At 72.9% G+C, this 25,789-nt stretch carries 27 protein-coding genes; 12 read left to right on the top strand and 15 right to left on the bottom strand.

From position 1 onward, the window contains the following. Nucleotides 1-70 precede the first annotated feature (70 nt). Nucleotides 71-952: an LLM class F420-dependent oxidoreductase gene (locus ACFYXS_RS11800; protein WP_389246571.1), complete on the top strand. Its 882-nt coding sequence runs from the start codon at nucleotides 71-73 to the stop codon at nucleotides 950-952. A gap of 6 nt (nucleotides 953-958) precedes the next feature. Here the strand turns inward: ACFYXS_RS11800 and ACFYXS_RS11795 are convergent, their stop codons facing one another. Next, entirely contained in the window at nucleotides 959-1,297 is a 339-nt protein-coding gene (locus ACFYXS_RS11795) for a DUF5955 family protein (RefSeq protein WP_389246569.1), read from the bottom strand. Nucleotides 1,298-1,446: 149 nt separating this feature from the next. Next, complete coding sequence (locus ACFYXS_RS11790) at nucleotides 1,447-2,109, bottom strand: histidine phosphatase family protein (RefSeq protein ID WP_389246567.1); 663 nt, start codon at nucleotides 2,107-2,109, stop codon at nucleotides 1,447-1,449. Nucleotides 2,110-2,153: 44 nt separating this feature from the next. On the opposite strand from ACFYXS_RS11790, the gene ACFYXS_RS11785 reads away from it, so the two are divergent. The 3 genes from ACFYXS_RS11785 to ACFYXS_RS11775 all read left to right on the top strand — a co-directional run bounded on the left by ACFYXS_RS11785 (nucleotide 2,154) and on the right by ACFYXS_RS11775 (nucleotide 5,287). Then, complete coding sequence (locus ACFYXS_RS11785; RefSeq protein WP_389246565.1) at nucleotides 2,154-2,810, top strand: NTP transferase domain-containing protein; 657 nt, start codon at nucleotides 2,154-2,156, stop codon at nucleotides 2,808-2,810. A gap of 155 nt (nucleotides 2,811-2,965) precedes the next feature. Continuing rightward, nucleotides 2,966-4,594 carry a malate synthase A gene (gene aceB / locus ACFYXS_RS11780; RefSeq protein ID WP_389246563.1) on the top strand — a complete coding sequence of 543 codons (1,629 nt, stop codon included), beginning with the start codon at nucleotides 2,966-2,968 and terminating at the stop codon, nucleotides 4,592-4,594. An 87-nt stretch (nucleotides 4,595-4,681) separates the two neighbouring features. After that, the gene (locus tag ACFYXS_RS11775) at nucleotides 4,682-5,287 is read left to right on the top strand and encodes a class I SAM-dependent methyltransferase (RefSeq protein WP_389246561.1); all 606 of its coding nucleotides are present in this window, start codon (nucleotides 4,682-4,684) and stop codon (nucleotides 5,285-5,287) included. A gap of 11 nt (nucleotides 5,288-5,298) precedes the next feature. On the opposite strand, the gene ACFYXS_RS11770 is transcribed toward ACFYXS_RS11775, so the two are convergent. Then, nucleotides 5,299-5,619: a nuclear transport factor 2 family protein gene (locus tag ACFYXS_RS11770; protein WP_389246559.1), complete on the bottom strand. Its 321-nt coding sequence runs from the start codon at nucleotides 5,617-5,619 to the stop codon at nucleotides 5,299-5,301. A 174-nt stretch (nucleotides 5,620-5,793) separates the two neighbouring features. Between ACFYXS_RS11770 and ACFYXS_RS11765 the strand changes: the two genes are divergently transcribed. Continuing rightward, nucleotides 5,794-6,894, top strand: a complete 1,101-nt coding sequence (locus ACFYXS_RS11765; protein WP_389246557.1) for a PP2C family protein-serine/threonine phosphatase — start codon at nucleotides 5,794-5,796, stop codon at nucleotides 6,892-6,894. Here ACFYXS_RS11765 and ACFYXS_RS11760 read toward each other — a convergent pair. The 9 genes from ACFYXS_RS11760 to ACFYXS_RS11720 form a co-directional block, all read right to left on the bottom strand. After that, the gene (locus ACFYXS_RS11760; protein WP_389246554.1) at nucleotides 6,872-7,990 is read right to left on the bottom strand and encodes a substrate-binding domain-containing protein; all 1,119 of its coding nucleotides are present in this window, start codon (nucleotides 7,988-7,990) and stop codon (nucleotides 6,872-6,874) included. The genes ACFYXS_RS11765 and ACFYXS_RS11760 overlap by 23 nt on opposite strands. A 49-nt stretch (nucleotides 7,991-8,039) precedes the next feature. Further along, nucleotides 8,040-9,197 carry a hypothetical protein gene (locus ACFYXS_RS11755; RefSeq protein ID WP_389246552.1) on the bottom strand — a complete coding sequence of 386 codons (1,158 nt, stop codon included), beginning with the start codon at nucleotides 9,195-9,197 and terminating at the stop codon, nucleotides 8,040-8,042. Beyond that, the gene (locus ACFYXS_RS11750) at nucleotides 9,194-10,642 is read right to left on the bottom strand and encodes a hypothetical protein (protein WP_389246550.1); all 1,449 of its coding nucleotides are present in this window, start codon (nucleotides 10,640-10,642) and stop codon (nucleotides 9,194-9,196) included. The genes ACFYXS_RS11755 and ACFYXS_RS11750 overlap by 4 nt, the downstream gene beginning before the upstream one ends. A gap of 178 nt (nucleotides 10,643-10,820) precedes the next feature. Beyond that, nucleotides 10,821-12,206: an 8-oxoguanine deaminase gene (locus ACFYXS_RS11745; RefSeq protein WP_389246547.1), complete on the bottom strand. Its 1,386-nt coding sequence runs from the start codon at nucleotides 12,204-12,206 to the stop codon at nucleotides 10,821-10,823. Between the two features lie 28 nt (nucleotides 12,207-12,234). Continuing rightward, the gene (gene pucL / locus ACFYXS_RS11740; protein ID WP_389246545.1) at nucleotides 12,235-13,122 is read right to left on the bottom strand and encodes a factor-independent urate hydroxylase; all 888 of its coding nucleotides are present in this window, start codon (nucleotides 13,120-13,122) and stop codon (nucleotides 12,235-12,237) included. Nucleotides 13,123-13,129: 7 nt separating this feature from the next. Continuing rightward, nucleotides 13,130-13,504, bottom strand: coding sequence for a hydroxyisourate hydrolase (gene uraH, locus ACFYXS_RS11735; protein ID WP_389246543.1), 375 nt, complete (start codon nucleotides 13,502-13,504; stop codon nucleotides 13,130-13,132). After that, on the bottom strand, nucleotides 13,501-14,013 hold the full coding sequence (uraD, locus tag ACFYXS_RS11730; RefSeq protein ID WP_389246540.1) for a 2-oxo-4-hydroxy-4-carboxy-5-ureidoimidazoline decarboxylase: 513 nt from the start codon (nucleotides 14,011-14,013) through the stop codon (nucleotides 13,501-13,503). The genes uraH and uraD overlap by 4 nt, the downstream gene beginning before the upstream one ends. A gap of 100 nt (nucleotides 14,014-14,113) precedes the next feature. Further along, nucleotides 14,114-14,494, bottom strand: a complete 381-nt coding sequence (locus ACFYXS_RS11725) for a helix-turn-helix domain-containing protein (RefSeq protein ID WP_389246538.1) — start codon at nucleotides 14,492-14,494, stop codon at nucleotides 14,114-14,116. After that, nucleotides 14,491-14,742 carry a hypothetical protein gene (locus tag ACFYXS_RS11720; protein WP_389246536.1) on the bottom strand — a complete coding sequence of 84 codons (252 nt, stop codon included), beginning with the start codon at nucleotides 14,740-14,742 and terminating at the stop codon, nucleotides 14,491-14,493. Before ACFYXS_RS11720 ends, ACFYXS_RS11725 begins: the two co-directional genes overlap by 4 nt. Before the next feature lie 155 nt (nucleotides 14,743-14,897). Here ACFYXS_RS11720 and ACFYXS_RS11715 point away from each other — a divergent pair, with 155 nt between their 5' ends. From ACFYXS_RS11715 to ACFYXS_RS11700, 4 genes are all read left to right on the top strand, one after another. Then, the gene (locus tag ACFYXS_RS11715; protein ID WP_389246897.1) at nucleotides 14,898-15,746 is read left to right on the top strand and encodes a TIM barrel protein; all 849 of its coding nucleotides are present in this window, start codon (nucleotides 14,898-14,900) and stop codon (nucleotides 15,744-15,746) included. Then, entirely contained in the window at nucleotides 15,743-16,675 is a 933-nt protein-coding gene (locus ACFYXS_RS11710) for a 2-hydroxy-3-oxopropionate reductase (protein WP_389246534.1), read from the top strand. The genes ACFYXS_RS11715 and ACFYXS_RS11710 overlap by 4 nt, the downstream gene beginning before the upstream one ends. Before the next feature lie 264 nt (nucleotides 16,676-16,939). Continuing rightward, nucleotides 16,940-17,668 carry a hypothetical protein gene (locus ACFYXS_RS11705; protein ID WP_389246532.1) on the top strand — a complete coding sequence of 243 codons (729 nt, stop codon included), beginning with the start codon at nucleotides 16,940-16,942 and terminating at the stop codon, nucleotides 17,666-17,668. A gap of 154 nt (nucleotides 17,669-17,822) precedes the next feature. Further along, nucleotides 17,823-18,368 carry an EF-hand domain-containing protein gene (locus ACFYXS_RS11700; protein WP_389246530.1) on the top strand — a complete coding sequence of 182 codons (546 nt, stop codon included), beginning with the start codon at nucleotides 17,823-17,825 and terminating at the stop codon, nucleotides 18,366-18,368. An 84-nt stretch (nucleotides 18,369-18,452) separates the two neighbouring features. On the opposite strand, the gene gcl is transcribed toward ACFYXS_RS11700, so the two are convergent. Further along, nucleotides 18,453-20,240: a glyoxylate carboligase gene (gene gcl / locus ACFYXS_RS11695; RefSeq protein WP_389246528.1), complete on the bottom strand. Its 1,788-nt coding sequence runs from the start codon at nucleotides 20,238-20,240 to the stop codon at nucleotides 18,453-18,455. Between the two features lie 257 nt (nucleotides 20,241-20,497). On the opposite strand from gcl, the gene ACFYXS_RS11690 reads away from it, so the two are divergent. The 3 genes from ACFYXS_RS11690 to ACFYXS_RS11680 are packed head-to-tail and all read left to right on the top strand — an operon-like array spanning nucleotide 20,498 to nucleotide 22,439. Further along, on the top strand, nucleotides 20,498-21,310 hold the full coding sequence (locus tag ACFYXS_RS11690; protein WP_389246526.1) for a hypothetical protein: 813 nt from the start codon (nucleotides 20,498-20,500) through the stop codon (nucleotides 21,308-21,310). 43 nt (nucleotides 21,311-21,353) lie between these two features. Continuing rightward, the gene (locus ACFYXS_RS11685) at nucleotides 21,354-21,848 is read left to right on the top strand and encodes a hypothetical protein (protein WP_389246524.1); all 495 of its coding nucleotides are present in this window, start codon (nucleotides 21,354-21,356) and stop codon (nucleotides 21,846-21,848) included. A 51-nt stretch (nucleotides 21,849-21,899) separates the two neighbouring features. After that, a complete protein-coding gene (locus tag ACFYXS_RS11680; RefSeq protein WP_389246522.1) occupies nucleotides 21,900-22,439 on the top strand; it encodes an AAA family ATPase in 540 nt (179 codons plus the stop codon). Here the strand turns inward: ACFYXS_RS11680 and ACFYXS_RS11675 are convergent. Further along, entirely contained in the window at nucleotides 22,426-24,030 is a 1,605-nt protein-coding gene (locus ACFYXS_RS11675) for an AMP-binding protein (RefSeq protein WP_389246895.1), read from the bottom strand. The genes ACFYXS_RS11680 and ACFYXS_RS11675 overlap by 14 nt on opposite strands. A gap of 35 nt (nucleotides 24,031-24,065) precedes the next feature. After that, the gene (locus tag ACFYXS_RS11670) at nucleotides 24,066-25,742 is read right to left on the bottom strand and encodes an AMP-binding protein (protein ID WP_389246520.1); all 1,677 of its coding nucleotides are present in this window, start codon (nucleotides 25,740-25,742) and stop codon (nucleotides 24,066-24,068) included. Nucleotides 25,743-25,789: the final 47 nt, after the last annotated feature.

The raw sequence follows: 25,789 nt of genomic DNA, 5'->3' as shown, positions 1-25,789 counted from the left end.
TGACCTGGAGCGCACTCCAAGGCCTAGCGTCGTACGGGTCCGCGACAACGACCCGAGGCGGGGAGTGACCGTGCAACTGGGCCTGCATCTCACGAAGTTCGACCACCCGGAGGGATCCGCCGGGCTGGGCCCCGCGCTGGCGGAGGCCGGGGCCGCCGCGGAGGCGGCCGGGGTGGGATGGCTGTCGGTGATGGACCACTACTTCCAGATGGAGCACAACGGCGGCGCCGAGGCGGCGATGCTGGAGTGCTACACGACGCTGGGCTTCCTCGCGGCCCGCACGTCCGCGGTGCGGCTCGGGGTCCTGGTCACGGGGACGACGTACCGCCATCCCGGGCTGCTGGCCAAGATCGCCACGACGCTCGACGTGCTGTCCGGCGGCCGGGCGACCCTGGGGCTGGGCGCCGCGTGGTACGAGCGCGAACACCTCGGCCTGGGTGTGCCCTTCCCGCCGCTCGCGGAACGCTTCGAGCGGCTCGAGGAGACGCTGCGCATCTGCCTGCAGATGTGGGACCAGGAGAACAACGGCCCGTTCGAGGGCGAGCACTACCGGCTCGCGGAGACCCGCTGCACCCCGCCGCCCGTGAGCGCGCCGCACCCCGAGGTGATGGTCGGCGGCGGCGGGGAGCGCAAGACCCTGCGGCTGGTGGCCCGTTACGCGGACGCCTGCAATCTGTTCGGCTCCTCGCAGGCCGAGGTCGCGCACAAGCTGGACGTGCTCCGCCGGCACTGCGACGAGGCGGACCGGGACTACGACTCGATCCGCAAGACGATGCTGTACCGGGGGACCGCGCTGGGCGACGGGGACCTGGACACCTTCACCAAGGAGCTGTCCGGGTACGCAGCGCTCGGCGTGGAGACCGCGATCGTGATGCCCCCGGAGGCCGCCTCCGCCGGGTGGATCGAGAGCCGTTGCGCCCCCGCGGTGCGCCGCCTGGCCGAACTCGGCTGATCGGCGTCAGTCGGCGGAGGGCGGCGCGCCGAACAGCTCGATCGCGCGCCGGACCTCCGTGAGGGCCGCGGACAGGGCGCTGACGGAGCCGAGGGCGCCCGTGAGGACCAGCAGGCCGCGCCGCAGCCGCGGGACGTCGGGGACACCGGCGGCGGCCGCGGACGCCAGCGCGGCGAGCTCGTCCTCCGCGATGTGGCGGTCCGGTAAGTTCGAGCGATACCCGGCGAGCGCGCGACGGCAGTGGGAGACCGCCGCGCGCAGCGCGGTCACCCTCGGGTCCCCGGCGCCGTCCCCGTCCAGCGCCGCACGGGCCGCCATGTCCTTGACCACTGATATGTCCCCCATTGTTCGACCCCCGCCGACCTCACCCGTGCGGTACCGGCCCCACCCGGGCCGCATCGGGGAGGACAGTAAACGCGACGGAGCGCTCCGCCCGCTATACGGAGAGCGAAATCGGCCGTAAGTTCCTCTCGCGCAAGGCGACTTGCCGACATTCAACGAACGACGGGCGGCGTTCGGTTCCAGTCGGCGAGCTGCCATCCCGAGCCGCCGTGCCGCCAGCGGGCGAACGAGCCGTTGGCGACGAACGCCCCCTCGGGCAGGGGCGGCCCCAGCAGATGACGGAGTGCCAGCACAACGGCGTCGTGGGCGACCAGCAGCCACGGCCCGCCGGCCCCGTCGTTCTCGCCGATGCCGGATCCGTCCAGCACCGACCGCACGCGCCGCACGACGTCCTCCATCGACTCCCCGCCGCCGGGCGGCCGGTACGCGCACTCGCCCTCGCGTTCGCGGCGGGCCACCTCCTGCGGGAAGCGCTCCCGGACGGCCTGCGGCGTGAGCAGTTCGAGGTCGCCGGTGCCGCGGTCGCGCAGCCCGGGCTCGTACGACGCCGGGGGCAGCGGGCGGCCGGCGGCGGCGTGCACGTCCGCGAGCACGTCGAGGGTCTGCCGGGCGCGCTCGTAGGGCGAGCAGAGCACCGTGCCGGGAGGGTCCCCGCCGAGCGTCAGCAGCACGCCGGCGAGGCGCGCCGCCTGGTCACGGCCGCGGTCGGTCAGACCGACGTCGGCGTCATGGACGCCCTCCACGGAGTCACCGCGCGCGAAGGCGGCGTTCGCGGTGCTTTCGCCGTGCCGCACGGCGATGAGCCAGTTCGCCATGGCGGGTCCTTTCCCTCGCCCACCATCCACGGTATCCAGGGAGCGTGGAACGGGACGGTTCGAGCGGGACGCGCCCGGCGGTCGCCGGGCTGCTGCTGGCCGCCGGGGGCGGCCGACGGCTCGGCGGGCGGCCGAAGGCGCTGCTGGAGTACGGCGGGCGCCCGCTGGTGGAGCACGCCGCGCGGGCGCTGCGCGAGGGCGTGTGCGGACCGGTGCACATCGTGCTGGGCGCGGCGGCCGGCGAGGTCCGCGCGCGGGCGGCGCTCGACGGCTGCGCGGTGACCGTGAACCCGGACTGGGAGCAGGGCATGGGGTCCTCGCTGCGGGCCGGCCTGGAGTCGCTGGCGGTCACGGGGGCGCGGGCCGCGGTCGTGGCGCTCGTGGACCAGCCCGGCGTGGGCGCCGGGGCGGTGGTGCGGGTGGCGGCGGCGTACGCCTCGCCGGCGACGCTGGCCTCCGCCGCGTACGACGGAAGACGCGGGCATCCGATCCTGCTGGGCGCCGACCACTGGCCCGCGATCGCGGCGAGTGCCGTGGGCGACCAGGGGGCACGCTCGTACCTGAGGCGGCACGAGGCGGCGATCGTCCTCGTGGAGTGCGCGGACATCGCGCTCCCCGGCGACATCGACACCCCGGACGACCTGTGGCGGCTCGGCAGCGGTCCGCCACGGCCGCCCGCGCCCGGTGCCACAAAACGTTGAAGTTCCGCAATGCAAAAACTATGCTCCACGCAGCAGAAGCGCCCGTCCGGCCAGGACGCCCCGCGGCTCGCCCGGCACCCCGCGTCGCCCGGCACCCTCCGCCGCCCCGCGTCCACCCGCAGTGAGAGCAGCCGCAGCCAGAGGAGATCAGCTTCATGTCCGCAGCAGGAGCAGGGCCTTCCCCGCACGCCGTCGTCGCCGACACCGCGCCCCCCGTCGAGCGCGCGGAGGAGGTGCTGACCGACGCGGCGCTCGCCTTCCTCGGCGAACTGCACCGCCGGTTCGCCCCGCGCCGCGCCGAACTCCTCGCCCGCCGCAAGGCGCGCCGCGAGGAGATCGCGCGCACCGGCACCCTGGACTTCCTCCCGGACACCGCGCACATCCGCGAGGGCGACTGGCGGGTCGCGGACGCCCCCGCCGCGCTGAACGACCGCCGGGTGGAGATCACCGGCCCCACCGACCGCAAGATGACGATCAACGCGCTCAACTCCGGCGCGCGGATCTGGCTCGCGGACTTCGAGGACGCCTCCGCGCCCACCTGGGAGAACGTCGTCGGCGGCCAGATCAACCTGATCGACGCCTACGAGCGCCGCATCGACTTCACGTCCCCCGAGGGAAAGTCGTACGCGCTGAAGGACGAGGCCGAGCTCGCCACCGTCGTCACCCGCCCCCGCGGCTGGCACCTGGACGAGCGGCACCTCACCGTCGACGGCGAGCCCGTGCCCGGCGCGCTGGTCGACTTCGGGCTCTACTTCTTCCACAACGCGCACCGGCTGCTCGCCAAGGGCAAGGGACCGTACTTCTACCTCCCCAAGACCGAGTCGCACCTCGAAGCCCGCCTGTGGAACGACGTGTTCGTCTTCGCGCAGGACCACGTCGGCGTGGCGCAGGGCACGATCCGCGCCACCGTGCTCATCGAGACGATCACCGCGGCCTTCGAGATGGAGGAGATCCTCCACGAACTGCGCGACCACGCGAGCGGCCTGAACGCCGGCCGCTGGGACTACCTGTTCTCCATCGTCAAGAACTTCCGCGACGCGGGCGAGCGCTTCGTGCTGCCCGACCGCAACGCCGTGACGATGACCGCGCCCTTCATGCGCGCGTACACCGAACTGCTGGTGCGCACCTGCCACAAGCGCGGTGCCCACGCCATCGGCGGCATGGCCGCCTTCATCCCCTCCCGGCGGGACGCCGAGGTCAACAAGGTCGCCTTCGAGAAGGTCAAGGCCGACAAGGACCGCGAGGCCGGCGACGGCTTCGACGGCTCCTGGGTCGCCCACCCGGACCTCGTGCCGATCGCCCGCGCCTCCTTCGACGCGGTTCTCGGCGACCGCCCGAACCAGAAGGAGCGGCTGCGCGAGGACGTCCGCGTCACGGCCGCCGATCTGCTGGCCGTCGACTCGCTGGAGGCGAAGCCCACCTTCGAGGGGCTGCGCAACGCCGTCCAGGTCGGCACCCGCTACATCGAGGCATGGCTGCGCGGCCTCGGCGCGGTCGCCATCTTCAACCTCATGGAGGACGCCGCCACCGCCGAGATCTCCCGCTCGCAGATCTGGCAGTGGGTCAACGCGGGCGTGGTCTTCGCCGACAACGGCGAGAAGGCCACCGCCGAGCTGGTGCGCGCCGTGGCAAGCCGGGAACTGGCCGCGATCCGCGCCGAGGCGGGCGAGGAGGCCTTCGCGGCGGGCCGCTGGCAGCAGGCCCACGACCTGCTGCTGAGGACGGCGCTCGACGAGACCTACGTCGACTTCCTCACACTGCCCGCCTACGAGTTGCTCGGCTGACCGCGACGGCGGCCCGGGCCCCGGCTTCCGTCGCCGGTGCCGGGGCCCGGCCGTTCGTCGAGCCGACGGCATGGGAAGGGTCCGGGCATGCCCTTCGACCACAACGACCACTACCACCGGCTGCTGCTGCGCCGCGTACCGCCCGGCGCGCTCAGCGCGCTGGACGTGGGCTGCGGCACCGGCCGCTTCGCGCGCAAGCTGGCGCAACGGGGGCTGCGCGTGGAGGCGGTCGACGCGTCAGAGGAGGCTGTCGCGGCGGCGGGCACCGCGCCGGGTGTGGTCTTCCGGGTGGCCGACGTGACGGCTGTCCGGCTCCCCGAGGGCCGCTACGACGTGATCACCTGCCTCGCGAGCCTGCACCACGTGCCGTTCTCCACCGTCACCGCCCTGCGGGCCGCGCTCGCGCCGGACGGTGTGCTCCTCGTCCTCGGCTGCTATCCCGAACGCACCGCCGCCGACTGGGCGGTGAGTCTGCTCGCCGTCCCGGTCAACGCCGTCGCCCGGCTCGCCTGCGCCGTCCGGGACCGGCTGCGAGGCCGCCCCCGCCCGGCCGTGGGCGAGCCCGTCCGGCCGCCCACCATGCCCCTGTCCGAGATCCGCGCCGAGGCGGAGCGGCTCCTGCCGGGCAGCCAGGTGCGCCGGCTGCTGTTCTGGCGCTACCTCCTGGTCTTCCACGAGGACGCCGCGCGCTGAACCTGTCCCGGTCAGGCCTGCCCGGTGTCGAAGCGGCTGATCTTCCCGTCGTCGACGGTGAAGTGCCACTTGGTGCGCATCTCGCCCCAGGTGTCGTTGCGGTAGTCGGCGATCAGGGTGCGGCCCGCGGAGTCCTGCGACTGGACGTCCATGTGGCCGTGCGAGTCGAAGATCTCCCGGTCGGCCCACTCGTCGAGGCTGCGGTCGGAGCCGTCGTCCGACATGGTCGCGTTCTCGGTGAGCGCCTGGTGGAAGGCCTCGCGGTCACCGGCGTTGACCGCCGAGACGAAGGCGCGGACGGCCGGCTCGTTGAGGGCGTCGGTGCGGATCATCGTCGAACTCCCTGTGCTTGTGCAGTGACCACCAGCCTGGTCGGCCGCCGTGTCCTGCGCCACCCGGCGGACGGCGGTTCACCCGGGGGGCGGCCACCGCTGGCCGGGTGGCGCGGACGCGGGGAGTCTGGGACGACAGCCCGGCGGGCCGGGACGGACGGCAGGAGCGCGCGCGTGGGAAGTGTCGACGAGGGCGGCACCGACGACCGCAGGGATGTGGCGCGCTACGTCCGGCTGCTGCCCGTCGTGCTGCTCGTCGGCGGCTTCCTCGTGGACTATCTGACTCCCGCCGAGTTCAGCGGCACGGCCTTCTACTCCGTCGCCCCGATGATCGCCGCGCCGCTGATGTCACTGCGCGGCACGTGCCTGATCGGCATCGGGGCCATCGCGGCGGACGCGGGCATCCTCAACCACTTCGGCTACATCAACGGGGCGGGCGGCATCAGCGAGCTGCTGTCGATCACGGCGGTAGCGGCGGTCGCGGTCTTCATCAACCGGGTGCTGCACGTCCGCGAGGTGCGGCTGCGCTCCGCCCGGGGCATCGCGGCAGCGGTGCAGCGGGCGGTGCTGCCCGAGCCGCCGGAACGCGTCGGGCCGTTCCGGATCGCCGCCCGCTACGAGGCCGCCGAGCAGGACGCGGACATCGGCGGCGACCTCTACGCGGTCCAGGAGACCCCCTTCGGGCTGCGCTGCGTCATCGGCGACGTCCGTGGCAAGGGCATGGAGGCGGTCGAGGCGGCCACGGTGGTGCTGGGCGCCTTCCGCATGGCGGCCGACGAGGAGCCGACGCTCGCCGGGCTGGCCGCGCGCATGGACCGCGCGCTGTGGCGGGAGTCCGAACGACGCGAGGGCCTGGACCGGCTGGAGGGCTTCACCACCGCCGTCCTGGTGGAGATCGCCCTGGACGGCGGGGAGCTCCGTCTCGTCAACCGCGGCCATCCCCCGCCGCTCGTGCTCCGCGAGGGCGGGGTCCACTACGCCGAGCCCTCCCAGCACGCGCTGCCCCTCGGCATGGGTCTGGAGACCGGGGTGGCCGCGGTGGACGCCCTGCCCTTCCCGCCCGGCGCCTCCTTGCTGATGCACACCGACGGCGTCACCGAGGCGCGCAATGCCGACGGCACCTTCTACGACCCGGTCACCCGGCTCGCCGGTGTGCGCTTCGACGGGCCCGCCGAACTGCTGCAGGCCCTGCTGGACGACGTCCACCTGCACACCGGCGGCCCCCGCAACGACGACATGGCCCTGCTCGCCGTCACGCACGACCCGCGGCCCTGAGGACCGCCCCGCACGAGGCCCGTACCCGCAGGGAGGGCAGCAGGTCGACGTGCCGGCGCGGCCCGCGGTCACCGCGTCGGTCCTCGGCGATCCGCTCCAGCAGCAGCGCCACGGCGGCCTCGCCGACCGCGCGCTCCGGCGGTGCGATCGCCGTGAGCGGGGGGTCGGCCAGGCTCGCCACCTGGTCGCCGTGGACGACGATCGCCAGGTCCTCGGGGACGAGCACACCGAGCGCCCGCAACCGGGGGACGAGCACGACCGCGAACTCGTCGCCGTGCAGGAGCACCGCGCGCACGCCGTGCTCCTCGGCCAGCGCCCGCAGGTGTTCGGCCGTCCGCTCGATCCGCTCGGCCTCGGGCAGCCGCGCGGGCGCCAGGTACGGCGAGCCGGGCGCCGGGGTCAGCTCCAGCGCCTCGACGGCGGCGGCGTACCCGGCCCGCAGGTGATCCGCGTCCGCGGCCTCCCGCAGCACCAGGGCGACCGAGTGGTGGCCGAGCGAGGCCAGGTGGCGCACGGCCGTCGCCGCGCCGTGCGCGGCGTCGCAGCGGACGTGGTCCAGATCGGCCCCGGGGCTGCCCGGCGGGGCCGCCCGCTCCACGAGCACCGCGGGCACCCCGGTCCCGGGGACCCAGCCGCCGGAGTCGGGGCCCGGCGCCCGGTCGCAGGTGAGCAGCAGTCCGTCCGCGCCGGCCGCGACCAGACGTCCGGCCTGCTCGGCGTCGCCCTCGGCGTGTCCGCTCAGGCCGAGCACCAGCCGCCCGCCGCGGGCCTCCAGTGCGTCGCGCGCGCCCTCGACGATCTCACCGAACGGGTGGTCGAGCGTGGGGACGACCATGCCGGCGACCACGCCCTCGGCGTCCCGGACCTCCGCGGGAGCGGCGGCGGTGTCCGGTGCGGCGCCGGCCGCCGCGCCCGGCCATACGACCGAGCCGTGCACGCGCCGCAGCCGCCCCTGGGTGGCCAGCGCCTCGACGTCCCGGCGCAGGGTCACCGCGGAGACGCCCAGTTCCTCGGCGAGGTCCGCCACCCGCAGGCTGCCCCGTGCGCGGACCAGTGCGAGGACCCGTTCATGGCGCTCGTCTACATGGAGCCGCACGGCCTTCTCCCTGATCAGGACCGTCGGGACGGTGATCCGCACTCCCTTGTCACTGTACGCCGCGCCGCGGCGCCGCCCGCTTCCGATAGGCGTCCAGCACGTCCTGCCGGAGCAGGAACCCGAAGCCGGCCGACTCCAGGCGCAGGCCGAGGGCCGCTGCGTCGATGCCGAGGCCGGCCGCCGTGTCCGCCAGGCGCCAGTCGTGGGCGGCCAGGCGGCTGAGGAGGTGGCCGCGGCGGACCTGGCTCTCCGAGAGCCGGAAGGACTTGAGGTACACCGTCCGGCCCGCGCGGTCCGTGATGGCCTCGCCGATGTGGTTCTCCCGCTTGGGCCGGAACTCCGGCAGGAAGCGGGAGAGGGTGAAGGGCCCCATCCGGTACACCGTCCGCCAGGTCCCGTCCTGTTCCGTCGCCCCCGTGGCCATCGTCGTGTCGTGGAAGTCGGCCCAGGCGCGTTCCTGTTCCTCGGCCGCCGCGCGCAGCCGGGCCAGCGAGTCGACGCCCTCGTCGGCCACGCGGGCCCGGAACTCCTGCACCGGCGGCATCAGGAGCGCGTAGTGGTGGACGAGTTCGCCGTACAGGTCCTGCACGAGGGTGGGGTGGAGCACGCGGTAGTCGTCCGGGTGCGGCACGACGAACACCGCCGCCAGGGCGTCGGCGACGTAGAGCAGCACACCGCACTGCCCGGGGTGGATCTCGAAGACCCGCAGCGCGTCCGCGAGTCCGGTGACCTGGGCGCCGGTGTACGCCTGCTCGACGCGCGGCGACAGACCGCGGCGCAGCGCCCGCTGCGACCACTCCTCCCAGGCGACCGAGGGGCCGCCGAAGTGCAGGGCCAGACAGCCCTCCAGGGCCAGGTGCAGCGGGAGGAAGCGCAGCCGGTGCTTGTCCTCGCGGCGGGCCGTCCTGCGGTGGAAGCGCAGGACGGTGGTGGCGGGCGGCGGCCCCTCCCCTGCGGCGGCCAGGTGGGTGCCGTAGGCGGCCGCCGGAGTGCCGTCGTCGGTCCAGTCGGCGACGAAGGCGTGCGGGATGTAGGAGAAGTAGTCCGTGCGTGGACCGACGCTCACCACCGCGGGGCCGTCGCCCATGATCCGTGGGTGAAGGCGCAGGTCCTCGACGGGTGCGGAGCGCACCAGGGGCACGAGGCGCACCGCGCCCCACACCTGGGAGGGGCGGGTGTCGAGGCCGGTCAGGTCCATCGCGGTCACCGGGAGGCCGCCTTGCGTCCCGTGGCCCCGGCGGCCGTCATGCGGTCGGCGCGGGCGTCCATGTAGGCCGTGAGTGCGGCCAGTTCGGTGCGGCCCTCGGCGAACTGGGCGATCTCCACGAGCGCGGGCAGGTCCTCGGCGTCGCGGATCCCGGCCGTGGCCACGGTCGCGGACAGCCGGCGCACGTCGAACGCGTCCGCGTCGTAGACGGGGTTGAGGTGGACGACACTGGTCCGCCCGGTGGGATCGAGGCGGGCGCGCCACACCCGCAGCACCTCGGCAGCCAGGCCCGGGGGCGCGTTGTCCCAGCCGTCGGAGACGATCACCAGTCGGGTCGGCGCGGTCTCCAGGGCGTCGAGCACGCGCCGGCCCAGCGGTGTCGGACCGTACGGGTGGACCAGCAGCGCGTCGTCCCGGCCGGAGGTCCACAGCCCGGTGTACTCGCCGGCCAGGGCCGCGAGCAGATGATGGCAGCCCAGGGCGACGGCCAGCGGGCGGCGGCGCTTGGTGCCCGATCCGGAGGCGGAGAAGCTGTCGTCCAGGACGGCGGTCACCTTGCCCCAGCTTCCGCGGTGCCGGCCGGCCACCCGCGCCGCGGCCGCCTCCAGGGCTCCGGTCAGCTCGCCGCGCCGGCTCCGGCGCTCGTCCAGGGGCAGCGCCAGCACATAGGAGGCCAGCCGGGTCAGCGGCATACGGTCCAGCTCGCCCGGCACGGGCGCCGTGCCGCGCTCCCTGGCGGCCTCCCGCAGACGCAGGGTCTCCAGGCGCGTCATACGCGGGGCGATGCGCTCCAGGAACACCTCCCGGGGGACGCCGTGCTTGGCGGCGAATCCCTCGGCGACGGTGTACGGCAGTTCGTACAGCGCCGCCTGCTCGTAGTGCGCGCGGCGCCACGCCTCCAGCAGGGGCGTGGCGTAGTGGGCCCGGGTCAACGGCCGGAAGACGAACGCGCCCAGTTCGCCGCCGCCGGGGGCGAGATGGGTGTGCCGCAAGGTCTGCCGGAGTCCGCCGCGGTACTTGACGGCGTCCAACGCGAGGTCCGGGCGCGCGGCCAGCCAATCGCGGACGATGGCGCGGGTGCGCCGGTTGTTCACCCCGGCCCGGCGCAGCGCGCCGAAGAGGCGGTACACCCGCTGCGGCGGCAGCATCGCCAGCCGGGCGGCGATCAGCCGGCCCTCTCGGCGTCGCTGTTCGGCGGTCGCCTCGGCCGCGGTCTCCAGCAGCCCGCGGACGATCAGGACCGCGTTGTGGTCGTTGATGTCCAGCGCGAGCACCCCGGCGTACAGGTCGCGGTAGTTGCCCACCATGTACGCGTGCAGGAAGTCCAGGGACAGCCGCTGCTGCCCGGCGCTGTCGCGGAACTCGCGCTGCCCGGTGGCCGTGATCGCCGCATTGACGAACAGCAGCACGTCCTCGGCCGCGACGGCCGCCCCCCGCTCACCCATGTCCGATCCGCTCCCCCGGTTGTGGACGCCGGCCGGGGAATGGGGGCGCGAGCAGCGAATCATTGCGTTAAGGGCAGGTTCCGGAAGTCGCACCGGAGTCCCGCGGCCGGCACGGGGACCGTAACAGAGCACCCGCGGGCGGCTCCACCGCATTGCCCGCCGTACGCACGGCACGGGTTCAGCCCGTCAGGCCCGCGATCCGCGCGAGGCGCCGGGCCTCGGTGCGGGTGGCACGCGCGATGGCGCCCTCGTCGGCGGTGACCAGCCGGCCCTCCTCGACCACCGGGCGGCCGTTCACCAGGGAGAGGGTGACGGGGGCCGCGGCTCCGAGGACCAGGGCGGTGACCGGGTCGGCGATCGAGGCATGGGCGAGGGTGTCCATCCGCCACAGGACGAGGTCGGCGAGCTTGCCCGGCTCCAGGGAGCCGATCTGTTCGGCCCGGCCGAGCACTTGGGCACCGCCGTACGTGCCCAGCCGCAGCGCCTGGCGCGCGTTCAGCGCGGCCTCGCGGTGCGGGCCGAGGCGGTTGACGAGCAGTGCGTTGCGCAACTCGGTGTGCAGCTCGCCCGATTCGTTGGAGGCGGTGCCGTCCACGCCGAGGCCGACGGGGACCCCGGCCGCGAGCATGTCGGGGACGCGGGCGATGCCCGCGGCGAGGCGGGCGTTGGAGGACGGGCAATGGGCGACGCCGGTCCGCGTGCGGGCGAAGGCGGCGATGTCGGCGTCGTTCATGTGGACGCAGTGCGCCATCCACACGTCCGCGCCGAGCCAGCCGGTGGACTCGAAGTAGTCCGTCGGCCCCATGCCGAAGAGTTCCTTGCAGAACTGCTCCTCCTCGACGGTCTCGCTGCCGTGGGTGTGCAGCCGCACGCCCTTGCGCCGGGCCAGTTCGGCGCCCTGGCGCAGCAGTGCGGTGGAGACCGAGAACGGGGAGCAGGGCGCGACGGCGATCTGCGTCATGGCGTCGAAGGAGGCGTCGTGGTGCCGGTCGATCGTCTCCTCGGTCGCGGCGAGCGCGCCGTCCAGGGTCTCGACGGCGAAGTCCGGCGGCAGGCCGCCGTCGGACGCGCCGCGGTCCATGGAGCCGCGTGCGAGGGTGAAGCGCACGCCCATGCCGGCGGCGGCCCGGATGATGGAGCCGGACAGGTCGCCGGTGCCGCGCGGGAAGACGTAGTGGTGGTCCATGGCGGTGGTGACGCCGCCGCGGGCCATCATCGCCAGGGAGCCCTGGGCGGCGGCGTGGGTCATCGGCTCGTCGATGCGCGCCCAGGTGGGGTAGAGGGCGACGAGCCAGTCGAAGAGGTTGTGGTCGGTGGCCAGGCCCCGGGTGATCCACTGGTAGAAGTGGTGGTGGGTGTTGACCAGGCCCGGGGTGAGCAGATGGCCGGTCCCGTCGACCCTGCGCACGACGTCCGGCAGTCCCGCGGGGGCGCGACCGGCGCCGACGGACTCGATGCGGTTGCCGGCGACGACGACGTGGCCGTCCGCGTACTCCGTGCCGTGCGCGTCGACGGTGGCGACGGCGCAGTTCTCGATGACGATGCGTTCCGCTGCGGCGGTCATGGCGGGCCTCTCAGTCCGTTCGGTCCGGTCAGTCCGTCACCGGGATGCGGGGCTCGGCCCCTTCGCGCAGGACCGTGCCCTCGATGAGTCCGTAGGGGCGGTCGGCCGCGAAGTACACCGCGCTGTCGGGGGTGTCGTTGACCAGGCCGAAGGGTTCGAGGTCGACCAGGAAGTGGTGTTTGTTGGGGAGCGAGAGCCGCACCTCGTCGATCTCCGGGCGGTGCTCGACGATCCGTTCCCCCATGGCGTACAGCGTCTGCTGGAGCGAGAGCGAGTAGGTGCCGGCGAAGGCATCCAGGAGGTGGCGGCGGACCTCGGCGTACGACTCCTCCCAGCGGGGGGCGGGGTCCTCCTCGCGGGTCCAGCCGAACCGCCAGCGGGCGGCGACCTCGGTGGCGAGGACGCGGTCGCGGGTCTCCGGCAGCGTCGTGTAGGGGTCCTTGACGAAGCCCCAGAACTCGGAGTCGGTGGAGTTCATGACGACGAGGTCCTTCAGTCCGGACAGCACCTGCCAGTGCGTGCCGTCGAAGGCGACCTCGGCGGTACGGGTCTCCCGGCCGCCGCGGACGAAGGAGTGCTCGTCGGTGATGCGGTCCCAGGCGTACTCCTCGATGCGGATCCTGGCCCGCTCGATCGCGTCCTGGCTGGTGACGAAGTGCCGGGCGAGCTGGATGCCGAACTGCTCGGCGGAGTCGATCCCGTACTGCTTGGCGAACGCGAACACCGTGTTCTTGGTGGTGTCGGTGGGCAGGACGTTGGCGTTGCTGCCGGAGTAGTGGACCTCGTCCATGGCGCCGGACAGCGCGACGGAGACATTGAGGTCCCTGACGTGGTGCGTGCGGCCCTCGCGGGTGACGCGGACGACGCGGGTCTCCGCTTTGCCGTACTGGTTCTGGCCGAGACGGGTGGGCGACATGTCGGTGCTAGCTCCCTCGGTATACGGAGTAGCCGAACGGGTTGAGCAGCAGCGGTACGTGGTAGTGCTCGCCCGGCTCGACGGCGACGACGACCGCCACTTCGGGGAAGAAGGCTCCGCTGTCCCCGGTGCGGGGGGCGTCCTGCCGGCCCTCGGCCCGTGTGCGGGTGAGGTACGGCCCGGTGGCGAACTGCAGGCGTACGTGGGTCGTGGTGCCGGGCAGTGCCGGCAGGTCCTTGCAGCGGCCGTCGGCGTCCGTCGCCGAGGCGCCGTGTGGCACCCAGGGGGCGTCGCCACCGGCCCGGACCTCCAGCAGGACGGCGACGTCCGCGGCGGGGCGGCCGACACTGGTGTCCAGGACGTGGGTGGACACGGACGTCATGAGGGGTCCTCCTCGGCGGGCGCGACGAGCCGGGTGAGCCGGATGCGATTGATCTTCCCCAGCTCGATGCGGACGATCCCGCGTTCGGTGGCGGAGTCGTTCCCGATCCGCTCGCCCAGGGCGGCCAGCATCTCGTCGCCGGTCCGGCCGGTGGCGCAGATGAGGAAGACGTGGCCGTGCCGCTCCTGGTACGCGAGGTTCAGCTCCAGCAGCCGGGCGCGCAGGGAGTCCTGGACGCCGCTCTGCTCGCGGGCGGAGGCCGGGTCGCCGGGCTTCGGCCGGCCGATCGGCGGGTGCGCGGCCATCGCCTCGGCCAGGTCGTCCGCGGCGAGTCCCGAGGTCGCCGCGTCGCTCGCGGCGAGCAGCAGCTCGACGCTCCCGTAGGGGCGGCCGGCGGCCACCTCCGCGCCCCAGGACCGGCTCGCGCAGACCTCGCGCAGCAGGGCGGCCGCCTCCGCCGCTCCGGCGCTGTTGAACCGGGCCAGGCCCGGGGAGGGACGGGAAGTCACACCAGCACGCTAGGAGCGTCCGCCCCCAGCGGTCAACACTTTGTTGAAAAATGCCATCCCGTGGCGGCCGTGCGACCCCCGGACGGGCGACGGCGAGCGGCTACTCGCGCTCCTTTGCCGCGTTCTCCCGGTTCAGGTAGTTGTAGACGGTGAAGCGGCTCACCCCAAGGGCCGAGGCGACCGTCTCCACCCCGTGCCGCACCGAGAACGCGCCGCGTTCCTCCAGGATGCGCACGACCGTCTGCTTCTCCTTGCGGCCGAGTTCGGCCAGCGCGCGGCCGTGCCGGCGCTCGAGGTCCGCCAGGAGGTGATCGAGGGAGTCGGCCAGGTGCGGCAGGCGTACCGCCACGACCGCCTCGCCCTCCCAGCTCAGTACGACGTCGTCGCCGCGCGCCTCCCCGGGCGGCACCATCTCCGCCCCCATCGCGGCGACGAGCGGTGTGATGGCGGCGCTGAACGGGTGCTCGCCGTCCGCGGTCATCGATCCGCCTCCCCGATGACGCTGATCTGCAGCGACACCCGGGTGGCCCCGGCGCCGAGGGTGCGCCGCAGCAGGTCGCCGACCGCGTCCACCACCTGGTCGACTGCGCCTTCCGCCGTGTTGCCGAACGGCCCGACGTCGACCTTCTCCAGCGCGGCCGAGCCGACGACGTCCCGGGCCACCACGGCGTGCTCCGGGAGCACGTCGAGATCGAAGGGCTCGGTGGTGAATTCCAGTCTCAGACGCACGCCTTCAACCTAGCTGGTCAGCGGCTTTCGAGGACATCCCTCTTGACAGTCCCCGGCCGGGTGAACCAGTCTTCCGTTGAGCAGAAATCAGTTTCCGTAATGCGGAAGATACGGAAGTCAACGAGCCGATGCACCGGACGGAAGGGGCGCACGAGATGGGCTTCGACTCCACGCGCTGCGATGTGAACCTCTCGATCCTCTTCACCGAACTCCCGCTCCTGGAACGCCCGGCCGCCGCCGCGGCCGCGGGCTTCGACGCGGTGGAGCTGTGGTGGCCGTGGCCGGACGCCCCCACCCCGCCGAAGGCACGGCTCGACGAGCTGCGCTCCGCCCTGGAGGACGCCGGCACCCGGCTGGTCGGGCTGAACTTCTACGCGGGGCAGCTGCCGGGACCCGACCGCGGCGCGCTGTCCGTGCCCGGCGAGGAGTCCGCCCGTTTCCGCGCCAACATCGACATCGCCGCGGACTTCGCGCGCTCGGTCGGCTGCACCGCCCTCAACGCCCTCTACGGCAACCGGGTCGAGGGCTCGAGCGCCGAGGCGCAGGACGAACTCGCCCTGGAGAACCTGGTCCGGGCCGCGCACGCCGCCCACCGGGTCGGCGCGACCTTGCTCGTCGAGGCCCTCAACGCCGTGGAGTCGCCGCGCTGTCCGCTGGTCAGCGCGCCCGCCGCCGTCGAGGTCGTCGACAAGGTCAACGCGGAAACCGGCCTGGGCAACGCCAAGTTCCTGCTCGACCTCTACCACCTGTCGATGAACGGTGAGGACCTGCCCGCCGTGATCGACGCCTACGCCGACCGCACCGGCCACGTCCAGATCGCCGACAACCCCGGCCGCGGCGCCCCGGGAACGGGCTCGCTGCCGCTGGCCGGCCTCGTGGACCGCCTGCGCACGGCGGGCTACGACGGCTGGATCGGCCTGGAGTACAAGCCGGGACCGGACGGGAGCGCCGCCTCCTTCGGCTGGCTCGCCGACGCCGCCCAGCAACCCGAGAGGACATCATGACCACCACGCCCCCGGCATCCTCCGGCTCCTCCCGCCCCTCCCTCCCCAAGGTGGCCTGGATCGGCCTCGGCATCATGGGCTCCCCCATGGCGGAGAATCTGATCAAGGCCGGGTACTCCGTCACCGGCTACACCCTGGAGCAGGACAAGCTCGACCGCCTCGCGGCCGCCGGCGGCACCGCCGCGGGCTCGGTCGCCGAGGCCGTCGGGGACGCCGACGTCGTCGTCACCATGGTCCCGGCCTCCCCGCAGGTCGAGGCGATCGCGTACGGGGACGACGGCATCCTGGCCCATGCGAAGGCGGGCGCCCTGCTGGTCGACATGTCGTCGATCACGCCGCAGACCTCCGTCGACCTGGCCAACGCCGCAGCGGCCAGGGGCATCCGGGTCCTGGACGCCCCGGTCTCCGGCGGCGAGGCGGGGGCGATCGAGGCGGCGCTGTCCATCATGGTGGGCGGCGCCCAGGCCGACTTCGAGGAGGCCCGCCCGCTGTTCGAGGCGCTCGGCAGGACCATCGTCCGGTGCGGCCCGCACGGCGCCGGCCAGACCGTGAAGGCGGCCAACCAGCTGATCGTCGCCGTCAACATCCAGGCCTGCGCGGAGGCCGTGGTCTTCCTGGAGAAGTCGGGCGTCGACCTCGGCGCGGCCCTGGAGGTGCTGGGCGGCGGTCTGGCCGGCTCCACGGTGCTGAACCGCAAGAAGCGGAACTTCCTGCACCGCGAGTTCGCCCCCGGCTTCCGCATCGACCTCCACCACAAGGACATGGGCATCGTCACCGACGCCGCGCGCTCCGTCGGCGCCGCGCTGCCGGTCGGCTCCGTCGTCGCCGGCCTGGTGGCCGCGCTGCGCGCCCAGGGCGACGGCGGCCTGGACCACTCCGCCCTGCTGCGCGGCGTGGAGCGCCTGTCCGGTCTGCCGGTCACCGGCTGACCCCGACTTCCGGGCGGTGGCGTCCGCACGTCCTGTCGCGCCCGTCGGACGCCGCCGCCCGGAATCCCTCCCCTCGACCAGGGAGGGCCACGCACCGTCCGCGCCGCCATGAACTTCTGAGGGGTTGGTCCTGGCGGCGCGGACCCCGGCCCGCGCCAACCGGCGCGCGCGGGAAGGCGGGAGAGCTGCGGGAGCGGCGTACCGTAGGAGAACATGGAGGGTACGTCCGCCGCCCGGTAAGCACCCGCCCTGGAGTCTCGAACCATGGCAGAGAGCGTGCCCGTGCGCTGCCCGGCCTGCCGCCGGGAGCACACGTACACCGCCCCCGTCTTCCCCTGTGCCTGCGGCACGCCTCTGGCGCTGCCGCTGCTGCGCGGTGGCATCCCTCTGCTGATCCGCCACCGCTCCTGGTCCGACTCGTGGGTGGGCATGCGCTGCCCCGACTGCCACCGCGAGGACCAGTGGCCGCAGCCCGAACTGGGCTGCGAGTGCGGGGCGGTGATCCGGCTGCCGGTGGACACCCGGGCGCTGCGGATGCCGCCCTCCCGGCCCGCCGCCGTCGAGCACCCCGCCGGAACGGCGCCCACGGCGCCGGGGCAGCGGGCTCCCTTCCGGCCGGTGACGATCCGCACCGCGCGGGACGCGCTCACCGCCGCCGCGCAGTATCTGAAGTGGCTCGGCTTCGGCGGGGTGCGGATCGCCTCGGAGCGTGCGGCCAACGGCATCGACCTGCGCGGGGACGGTGTCGTCGCCCAGGTGGACCCCACGACCCGGCCGAGCGTGCTGCGGGATGTGGAGACCCTCTGGCTGAACTGCCTCAACGAGGACGCCTCGGGCGCCTTCTTCTCGCTGGCCGGCTACGCGCACGACGCCCGGTTGCGGGCCGACCAGCTCGGGGTGCCGCTGTTCGTCATGGACCTCACCGGCACGCCGCAGCCGGTGAACGACGCCGCGGACGCCCTCATCCGCACCGGCCCTCGCGCCCGGCCCTGAGGGTCTCTGCCCGAGGGCCCGGGCACGCCGGGCCCTGCCCCCGGCATCACCCTGCGTGGTCACTCGGGTCGCGCGAGCGGCGCTCCCGGGGGAACATCGAGAGGTTCCCCTCTCCCGACTCCAGGAGACCCCAGGACTACGTCAGGACGCAGCGATGTCTACCGCCCTCTTGAAGCGCAAGCTCGACATATCCTTCCGCCGTCTGGACACGGACGGCAACGGGTATGCCGAGCGCGCCGACTTGCAGGACGTCGGCGCGCGGCTGATTCACGGTTTCGGCCAGTCCCCCACCTCGCCCAAGGGCAGGTCGGTCGTGGTGCGCCTCGACGCCGTCTGGGCGGAGCTCGCGGCCTACGCCGACGGCGACCGCGACGGGCGGCTGTCCTCCGAGGAGTACCGCCACGGCATGACCCGGGCCTTCATCGAGGGCCCGGCCTTCGACCCCGTCTTCCATCCCGCCGCCGAGGCGGTCGTCCACCTCTGCGACACCGACGGTGACGGGCGGGTCCAGCGGGGGGAGTTCGAGATCCTGCAGCGCGCGTTCAACACCCCGGCCTCCGCGGTCGTCGCGGCCTTCGACCGTCTCGACATCGATGGCGACGGCCTGGTGAGCACGTCCGAGCTCGTGACGGCGATCCGCGCCTACTACATCGGCACCGATCCCGCGGCCCCCGGCAACTGGCTCTTCGGCCCGCTGTAGGCGGGGCCGCCGCACCCTCCGAGTGAGGCCGGCCGCCGCATCCGCCGGAGATCGGGATGCGGCGACCGGACACCACGCCGGCGGTCAGGCGCCGGCGAGCGGGAGGATCTCGGTGGGCGCGTGGCCGGGCTCGGTGGCCAGTTCCTCGAACTCCACCACGTTGCCGATGTCGTTGGTGACGCTCATCGCGATGTTGGTGACGCGCTCCAGGATCGCCTCGACCACCACCGGCACCCGGTGCTCGGCGGCGAGCTTCTTCGCCAGTTCGAAGGCGGCGCCCAGCTCCGCCGGGTCGGTGACCCGCAGCGCCTTGCAGCCCAGGCCCTCGGCGACCTTGACGTGGTCGACGCCGTAGACGCCCAGTTCGGGCGAGTTGACGTTCTCGAACTCCAGGTTGACCTCGAAGTCGATGTCGAAGGCGCGCTGTGCCTGGCGGATCAGGCCCAGGTAGGCGTTGTTCACCAGGACGTGCACGTACGGGATGCGGTGCTGCGCGCCGACCGCCAGTTCCTCGATCATGAACTGGAAGTCGTAGTCGCCGGACAGGGCCACCACGGACGCCTCCGGGTCGGCCTTCGCCACCCCCAGGGCCGCGGGAACGGTCCAGCCGAGCGGGCCGGCCTGGCCGCAGTTGATCCAGTGCCGGGGCCGGTAGACGTGCAGCATCTGGGCGCCGGCGATCTGGGAGAGCCCGATGGTCGAGACGTACCGGGTCTCGGGCCCGAAGGCCTTGTTCATCTCCTCGTACACCCGCTGCGGCTTCATCGGGATGTCGTCGAAGTGCGTGCGGCGGTGCAGTGTGGCCTTGCGGTCGCGCGCGGACGCGGCCCAGGCGGCACGGTCCGGCAGCCGCCCCGCCTCCTTCTGTTCCCGGGCGACCTCGACGAAGAGCTCCAGGGCGGCCGCGGCGTCGGAGGTGATGCCGTAGTCCGGGGCGAAGATCTTGCCGATCTGGGTGGGCTCGATGTCGACGTGCACGAAGGTGCGGCCCGCGGTGTACACGTCGATGCGGCCGGTGTGCCGGTTGGCCCAGCGGTTGCCGATGCCGAGCACGAAGTCGGATTCCAGGAACGTCGCGTTGCCGTAGCGGTGCGAGGTCTGCAGGCCCACCATTCCGGCGTTCAGCGGATGGTCGTCCGCGATGGCGCCCCAGCCCATCAGGGTCGGCACGACCGGGGTGCCGGTCAGCTCGGCGAACTCCACGAGCAGGGCGCAGGCGTCGGCGTTGATGACGCCGCCGCCGGCGACGATCAGCGGGCGCTGCGCGGCGTTCAGCATCGCCAGCGCCTTGTCGATCTGGCGCCGGCTGGCGGCGGGTTTCCAGACCGGCAGCGGCTCGTAGGTCTCCGGGTCGAACTCGATCTCGGTGAGCTGGACGTCCACCGGCAGGTCGACGAGGACCGGGCCGGGGCGGCCCGAGCGCATCAGGTGGAATGCCTGCTGGAGGACGCCGGGGACCTGTGCGGCCTCCAGCACGGTGGTCGCGGCCTTGGTGACGGGCGCGGCGATGGAGGCGATGTCGACGGCCTGGAAGTCCTCCTTGTGGATCACGGCGGTGGGTGCCTGGCCGGTGATGCACAGGATGGGTATCGAGTCGCCGATGGCCGAGTAGAGGCCGGTGATCATGTCGGTGCCCGCCGGACCCGAAGTGCCGATGCAGACGCCGATGTTCCCCGGCGCGGTACGGGTGTAGCCCTCGGCCATGTGGGAGGCACCCTCGACGTGGCGGGCGAGGGTGTGGGCGATGCCGCCGGAGGCCCTGAGGGCCGCGTAGAAGGGGTTGATCGCGGCACCGGGCACGCCGAACGCGGTGTCGACGCCCTCCCGCTTGAGGATCTCCACAGCCGCTCGGGCGGCGGTCATTCGAGGCATTCGCTCACTCCTGCGTCGTCCTGCGGTCCAGGTGTCGCGCCCTAGCCCACTCTCTACTTTTCCGTGATACGGAAAGATATTTTTGTTATGTGGAACTACATCGAACATAGGGCGTGCCCAGCGCACCGGTCAAGAAGATGGGGCGGTGCCGGTACCGAAATCCGTGGTGGAACGCGTGTACGGACGAGTAGGGTGCGGAGGCTCCACACGCGCATCAGCACCGCACTTCAGCACCACAGATCCCGGGGGGGACCTCCGTGACCACACCGACGCCGCCCGCGCCCGCGACGCAGACCCAGGCGCAGGAACAGCCGCAGGGACAGCCGCACTCCGACGCGCAGCGGCCGCCGTCGCTGTACCCGTTCCAGTGGCCGTACCTGCCGCAACAGTCGATGAGCGTCGACGTCCCGGGTTACGGCCCCTCGTGCAGCTACTGCGGCTCGGTGCCCGCGACGGCCGCCACCGTCCGCGGCCACCAGGGCATGATCGTCATCATGCGGTGGCTGAAGGTCAGGGGCCGGTTCTGCCGGTCCTGCGGCCTCGCCGCCGTCCGCAAGATGACCGGCGACAGCATGGTGCAGGGCTGGTGGGGCGCCGCGTCGATGCTGATCAACCCCCTCGTCATGCTGCTCAACATCAGGCAGTGGGTGAAGATCAGACGGCTCGGCGAGCCCGTGCCCGGCGCCCCGCGCAGGCCCGCCGACCCGGGCAGGCCCCTCTTCCTGCGTCCGGTCGCCTTCGGTCTGCTGCTCCCCGTGGCGATCGTCGGCACCTTGTGGTACTTCCTCCACGACGACGCCGAGTACGCCGCCGTCGGCGACTGCGTGCACGCCGGCGGCGACGCGCTCTTCCCCGATGTCTCGGTCGTCGACTGCGCTTCCCCCAAGGCCCAGTACAAGGTCGTCGACCGCTTCGAGGGCACCAGCGACACCAGCCTGTGCGGCGCGCACCCCGGCAGTGTGGCCGCGTTCTCCCAGGAGCACGGGTCCACCCGGTTCGTCCTGTGCCTGGCCCCGAACCGCAGCGACGCCCCGGAGGACAGCGACGGCTCCGGCACCAGCAGCGTCTGACGCACGCATGGGGTCACGGGCACGAAGGCCGCGGCGGGCGGCGGTGGCCGCGCTGGCCGCGGCCGTGGTGTGGGCGGCGGCCGGCGACGCGGCGATCACGGAGAAGCCGATGAGCAGGGCGGCCGTCACGGCGGACATCGCCGCCGTGGAGCTCGAGTCGGATGCGGCGCCCGAGACGAGCACCGTGTCGGACACCGCCACCGTGAAGCCCGCGTCGGGTGCCGTGCCCGAGCCGTACACCGTGACGGGCGTGACGATCGTCGCCGCCGACAAGTACGGGCGCCCGCCACGCGAAGAGTGCCTGGTGACGAAGGACTTCCATCCCGTGGCTGCGCGGGGTACGGCCTCCCGCATCACCGCGAGCCTGCGCCGGCACGGCTGGCGGCCTCTCGACCCCGCGCCGAGGCAGTCGCCCGACTCCGTCAGGTACGCCCGGCGCGGCTGGACCCTCTCCGTCAGCCATTTCACCGTGTGGAACTTCTCGAACTTCGAGCCCGGCGAGGACTGGAATTTCCTCGCCCTCATGGACACGTGCTGATCCGGTGACCCGGCCCGCCCACGAGCGCGACCGCAGTGCCACACTCGTCCGATGAGCACGATCCTCTGGCTGAACGGGACCTTCGGCGCGGGCAAGACCACGACCTCCGCGGAGCTGGCCCGCCTGCTGCCGGGGGCGCATGTCTTCGACACCGAGCAGGTGGGTTTCATGCTGCGCCATGTCCTGGCGGAACCCGCGCCCGTGCCGGACTTCCAGGAGTGGCCGCCGTGGCGCGCGCTGGCCGTGGAGTCGATCGCGCAGGTGCAGGGTTTCCTCGGCGGTCCGCTGATCGTGCCCCAGACCGTGACCGTGGAGGCCTACTGGGCCGAGATCCGCGACGGCCTGACCCAACGGGGCCTGACCGTACGGCACTTCGTGCTGCACACCGACAGCGCAACCCTGACGCGGCGCATCGAGGAGGACACCGTCGAGACCACCGGCCGGCAGTGGCGGCTGGACCACCTCGGGGCGTACGAAGCGGCCCTGCCCTGGCTGCACGCCGCGGGCACGGTGGTGGACACCACCGACATACCGCCGCGCGAGGTGGCCCTCCGGATCGCGGCGGCCACCGAGGCCGTCACCGCGGGCTGAAGGCCTCCCGCAGCTCGATCTTGCGCACCTTGCCACTCACGGTCATCGGGAAGGAATCCATGAGCCGCAGGTGACGGGGGACCTTGTAGTGCGCCAGGCGTCCGCGGCAGTAGTCGGCGAGCTCCTGGACGGTGAGCGCCTCGGCCGGGTCCCTGAGGATGACGCAGGCGAGGATCTCCTCGCCGTAGCGCTCGTCGGGGACGCCGACCACCTGCACATCGGCGATCTTGGGGTGCCCGTACAGGAACTCCTCGATCTCGCGCGGATAGACGTTCTCCCCACCGCGGATGATCATGTCCTTGATGCGGCCGACGATCTGCAGGTAGCCGTCCTCGCGCATCACCGCGAGGTCGCCGGTGTGCATCCAGCGGCCCGCGTCGATCGCCTCGGCGGTCTTGTCCGGCTCGTCCCAGTAGCCGAGCATCACCGAGTAGCCGCGGGTGCACAGTTCGCCCGCCACGCCGCGCGGGACGGTCACGCCGCCCGGGTCGACGACCTTGACCTCGATGTGCGGCAGGACCCGGCCGACCGTGCCGGTGCGGCGTTCCAGGTCGTCGTCGCGGCGGGTCTGGCAGGACACCGGCGACGTCTCGGTCATCCCGTAGCAGATGGAGACCTCGGCCATGTGCATCTCGGCGACGACCCGCTTCATGACCTCCACCGGGCAGGGCGAGCCCGCCATGATGCCGGTGCGCAGCGAGGACAGGTCGTACGTCGCGAAGTCGGGCAGGTTGAGCTCGGCGATGAACATCGTCGGCACCCCGTAGAGCGAGGTGCAGCGCTCCTGTTCCACCGCCCGCAGCGTGGCCGCGGGGTCGAAGGTGGGGGCCGGTATGACGATGCAGGCGCCGTGCGAGGTGACGCCGAGGTTGCCCATCACCATGCCGAAGCAGTGGTAGAACGGGACCGGCAGGCAGACCCGGTCCTGCTCGGTGTAGGCGATCAGCTCCCCGACGGACCAGCCGTTGTTGAGGATGTTGTGGTGCGAGAGCGTCGCGCCCTTGGGGAAGCCGGTCGTGCCGGAGGTGTACTGGATGTTGACCGGGTCGTCGCAGGACAACTCGGCGGCACGCTCGACCAGTTGCTCGTACGGCACATGGGCGCCGGCCGCCACGAGCGCGTCCCAGCTGGGGTCGCCGATGTAGACGACCTCGCTCAGCGAGCGGCACTCCGGGCGGACCTGGTCGACCATGGCCCGGTAGTCGCTGTCCCGGTACGCGGTCGAGGAGACCAGCACCTCGATGCCCGCCTGGTTGAGGACGTAGGCCAACTCGTGCACCCGGTACGCCGGGTTGATGTTGACCATGATCGCGCCGATGCGCGCCGTGGCGTACTGCACGAACACCCACTCCGGGCAGTTGACCGCCCAGATCCCGACCCGGTCGCCCTTGCCGACACCCTTGGCGAGCAGACCGCGCGCCACGTCGTCCACGGCCTCGGAGAACCGCGCGTACGTCCAGCGGCGGCCGCCGGCCACGTCGACCAGGGCCTCGCGGTCCGGCCAGGCGGCCACGGCGCGGGCGAGGTTGCGGCCGATGGTGTCGCCGAGCAGCGCGGTGGTGCCGGTGCCGCTCGCGTAGGAGAACTCCATGGGCTCCCCGGTTGCCGCCGGTTCCGCGGGTGCGGTCACTTGTGGTCCTCCTCGCGGTACTCGGTGCCGGTGGAGCGCTCGGCGGTGCGCTGCCGCAGCTCGATGCGGCGGATCTTGCCGGAGACGGTCTTGGGCAGGTCGGCGAACTCCAGGACGCGCACCCGCTTGTACGGGGCGAGCACCTCCCGGGAGTGCGCGAAGAGCGCGGCCGCGGTCTCCGCGCCCGGCTCCCAGCCCTCGGCGAGCACCACGTACGCCTTGGGCACGGCCAGCCGCAGCGGGTCGGGCGACGGTACGACGGCCGCCTCGGCGACGGCGTCGTGCTCCAGCAGGGCGCTCTCCAGCTCGAACGGGCTGATCTTGTAGTCGGAGGCCTTGAAGACGTCGTCCGAGCGGCCCACGTAGGTGATGTAGCCGTCGGCGTCGCGCGAGCCGATGTCGCCGGTGCGGTAGTAGCCGCCCGCCATCGCCTCGGCGGTCCGCTCCGGGTCCCCTTCGTAGCCGGTCATCAGGCCGACCGGGCGGGCGGACAGGTCCAGGCAGATCTCGCCCTCGTCGCCCGGCTTGCCGGTGACCGGGTCCACCAGCTCCACCGCGTAGCCCGGGCTCGGGCGGCCCATCGAGCCCGGCTTGAGCGGCTGGCCGGGCGGGTTGGCGACCTGGACGGCGGTCTCGGTCTGGCCGAAGCCGTCCCGGATGGTGAGCCCCCAGGCGCGCCGCACGTGCTCGATGACCTCGGGGTTCAGCGGCTCCCCTGCGGCGACGACCTCGCGCGGCGGAGTGCGCAGCGCGCTCAGGTCGGCCTGGATCAGCATGCGCCAGACGGTCGGCGGGGCGCAGAAGCTGGTGACGCCGGCCCGGTCCATCTCGGCCATGAGGCGGCCCGCGTCGAAGCGCGCGTAGTTGTGGATGAAGACGGTCGCCTCGGCACTCCACGGCGCGAACAGGTTGGACCAGGCGTGCTTGGCCCAGCCCGGCGAGGAGATGTTGAGGTGGACGTCGCCGGGGCGCAGGCCGATCCAGTACATGGTGGCCAGGTGGCCCACCGGATAGGACACATGGGTGTGCTCGACGAGCTTGGGCCGGGCGGTGGTGCCCGAGGTGAAGTAGAGCATCAGCGGCTCGTCGGCGCGGGTCTCGCCGTCCGGCGCGAAGTCCGCGGGGGCGTCCGCGGCGTCCTCGTACGCGAGCCAGCCCTCCGGCGCGCCGCCGACCGCGATCCGGGTGTACTCCCCCGGCACCGCGTCGAACTTGGCGGTGTCCGCGGATCGGACGATCACATGCCGGGCCTGCCCGCGCTCCACGCGGTCGGTGAGATCGGCCGGCCCGAGCAGAGGTGTGGCCGGGATGACCACGGCGCGCAGTTTCATGGCGGCGAGCGCGGTCTCCCACAACTCGGCCTGGTTGCCCAGCATGACGACGATCCGGTCACCGGCGCGCACGCCTCGCTCACGCAGCCAGCCGGCCACCCGGTTCGAGCGCTCGGACATGGCGGCGAAGGAGACGACGGTCTCGGCGCCGTCCTCCTCGACGATGTGCAGCGCCGGGCGGTCGTTGCCCTCGGCGATCACGTCGAACCACTCGAGCGCCCAGTTGAAGTGCTCGGGCCGCGGCCAGCGGAAGCCCTCGTACGCCGTCTTGTAGTCCTCCCGGTGGCGCAGCAGGAAGTCCCGGGCCGACCGGAACTCGTCTGTCCGGCTGGTTGCCGCCATGTGTCCTCCTTATTGCCTGCCCCCTCAGTAGCATCCTGTTGTCAGCG

Origin of the sequence: Streptomyces sp. NPDC002574 (genome assembly GCF_042889545.1) — a bacterium.
Classification (GTDB): domain Bacteria; phylum Actinomycetota; class Actinomycetes; order Streptomycetales; family Streptomycetaceae; genus Actinacidiphila.
Note: the sequence above shows the minus strand (reverse complement) of the source record. Positions and strands in the feature narration are given on the sequence as shown.

Excerpts from the sequence above, each read along its gene's own strand:
- ACFYXS_RS11705 (WP_389246532.1), top strand. The coding sequence starts at position 16,940 with ATGGCAGAGAGCGTGCCCGTGCGCTGCCCGGCCTGCCGCCGGGAGCAC.
- ACFYXS_RS11790 (WP_389246567.1), bottom strand. The coding sequence starts at position 2,109 with ATGGCGAACTGGCTCATCGCCGTGCGGCACGGCGAAAGCACCGCGAAC.
- pucL (WP_389246545.1), bottom strand. The coding sequence starts at position 13,122 with ATGTCGCCCACCCGTCTCGGCCAGAACCAGTACGGCAAAGCGGAGACC.
- gcl (WP_389246528.1), bottom strand. The coding sequence starts at position 20,240 with ATGCCTCGAATGACCGCCGCCCGAGCGGCTGTGGAGATCCTCAAGCGG.
- uraH (WP_389246543.1), bottom strand. The coding sequence starts at position 13,504 with ATGACGTCCGTGTCCACCCACGTCCTGGACACCAGTGTCGGCCGCCCC.
- ACFYXS_RS11715 (WP_389246897.1), top strand. The coding sequence starts at position 14,898 with ATGGGCTTCGACTCCACGCGCTGCGATGTGAACCTCTCGATCCTCTTC.
- ACFYXS_RS11745 (WP_389246547.1), bottom strand. The coding sequence starts at position 12,206 with ATGACCGCCGCAGCGGAACGCATCGTCATCGAGAACTGCGCCGTCGCC.
- aceB (WP_389246563.1), top strand. The coding sequence starts at position 2,966 with ATGTCCGCAGCAGGAGCAGGGCCTTCCCCGCACGCCGTCGTCGCCGAC.
- ACFYXS_RS11710 (WP_389246534.1), top strand. The coding sequence starts at position 15,743 with ATGACCACCACGCCCCCGGCATCCTCCGGCTCCTCCCGCCCCTCCCTC.
- ACFYXS_RS11700 (WP_389246530.1), top strand. The coding sequence starts at position 17,823 with ATGTCTACCGCCCTCTTGAAGCGCAAGCTCGACATATCCTTCCGCCGT.
- ACFYXS_RS11750 (WP_389246550.1), bottom strand. The coding sequence starts at position 10,642 with ATGGGTGAGCGGGGGGCGGCCGTCGCGGCCGAGGACGTGCTGCTGTTC.
- ACFYXS_RS11770 (WP_389246559.1), bottom strand. The coding sequence starts at position 5,619 with ATGATCCGCACCGACGCCCTCAACGAGCCGGCCGTCCGCGCCTTCGTC.
- ACFYXS_RS11795 (WP_389246569.1), bottom strand. The coding sequence starts at position 1,297 with ATGGGGGACATATCAGTGGTCAAGGACATGGCGGCCCGTGCGGCGCTG.
- ACFYXS_RS11675 (WP_389246895.1), bottom strand. The coding sequence starts at position 24,030 with ATGGAGTTCTCCTACGCGAGCGGCACCGGCACCACCGCGCTGCTCGGC.
- ACFYXS_RS11670 (WP_389246520.1), bottom strand. The coding sequence starts at position 25,742 with ATGGCGGCAACCAGCCGGACAGACGAGTTCCGGTCGGCCCGGGACTTC.
- ACFYXS_RS11775 (WP_389246561.1), top strand. The coding sequence starts at position 4,682 with ATGCCCTTCGACCACAACGACCACTACCACCGGCTGCTGCTGCGCCGC.
- ACFYXS_RS11725 (WP_389246538.1), bottom strand. The coding sequence starts at position 14,494 with ATGACCGCGGACGGCGAGCACCCGTTCAGCGCCGCCATCACACCGCTC.
- ACFYXS_RS11680 (WP_389246522.1), top strand. The coding sequence starts at position 21,900 with ATGAGCACGATCCTCTGGCTGAACGGGACCTTCGGCGCGGGCAAGACC.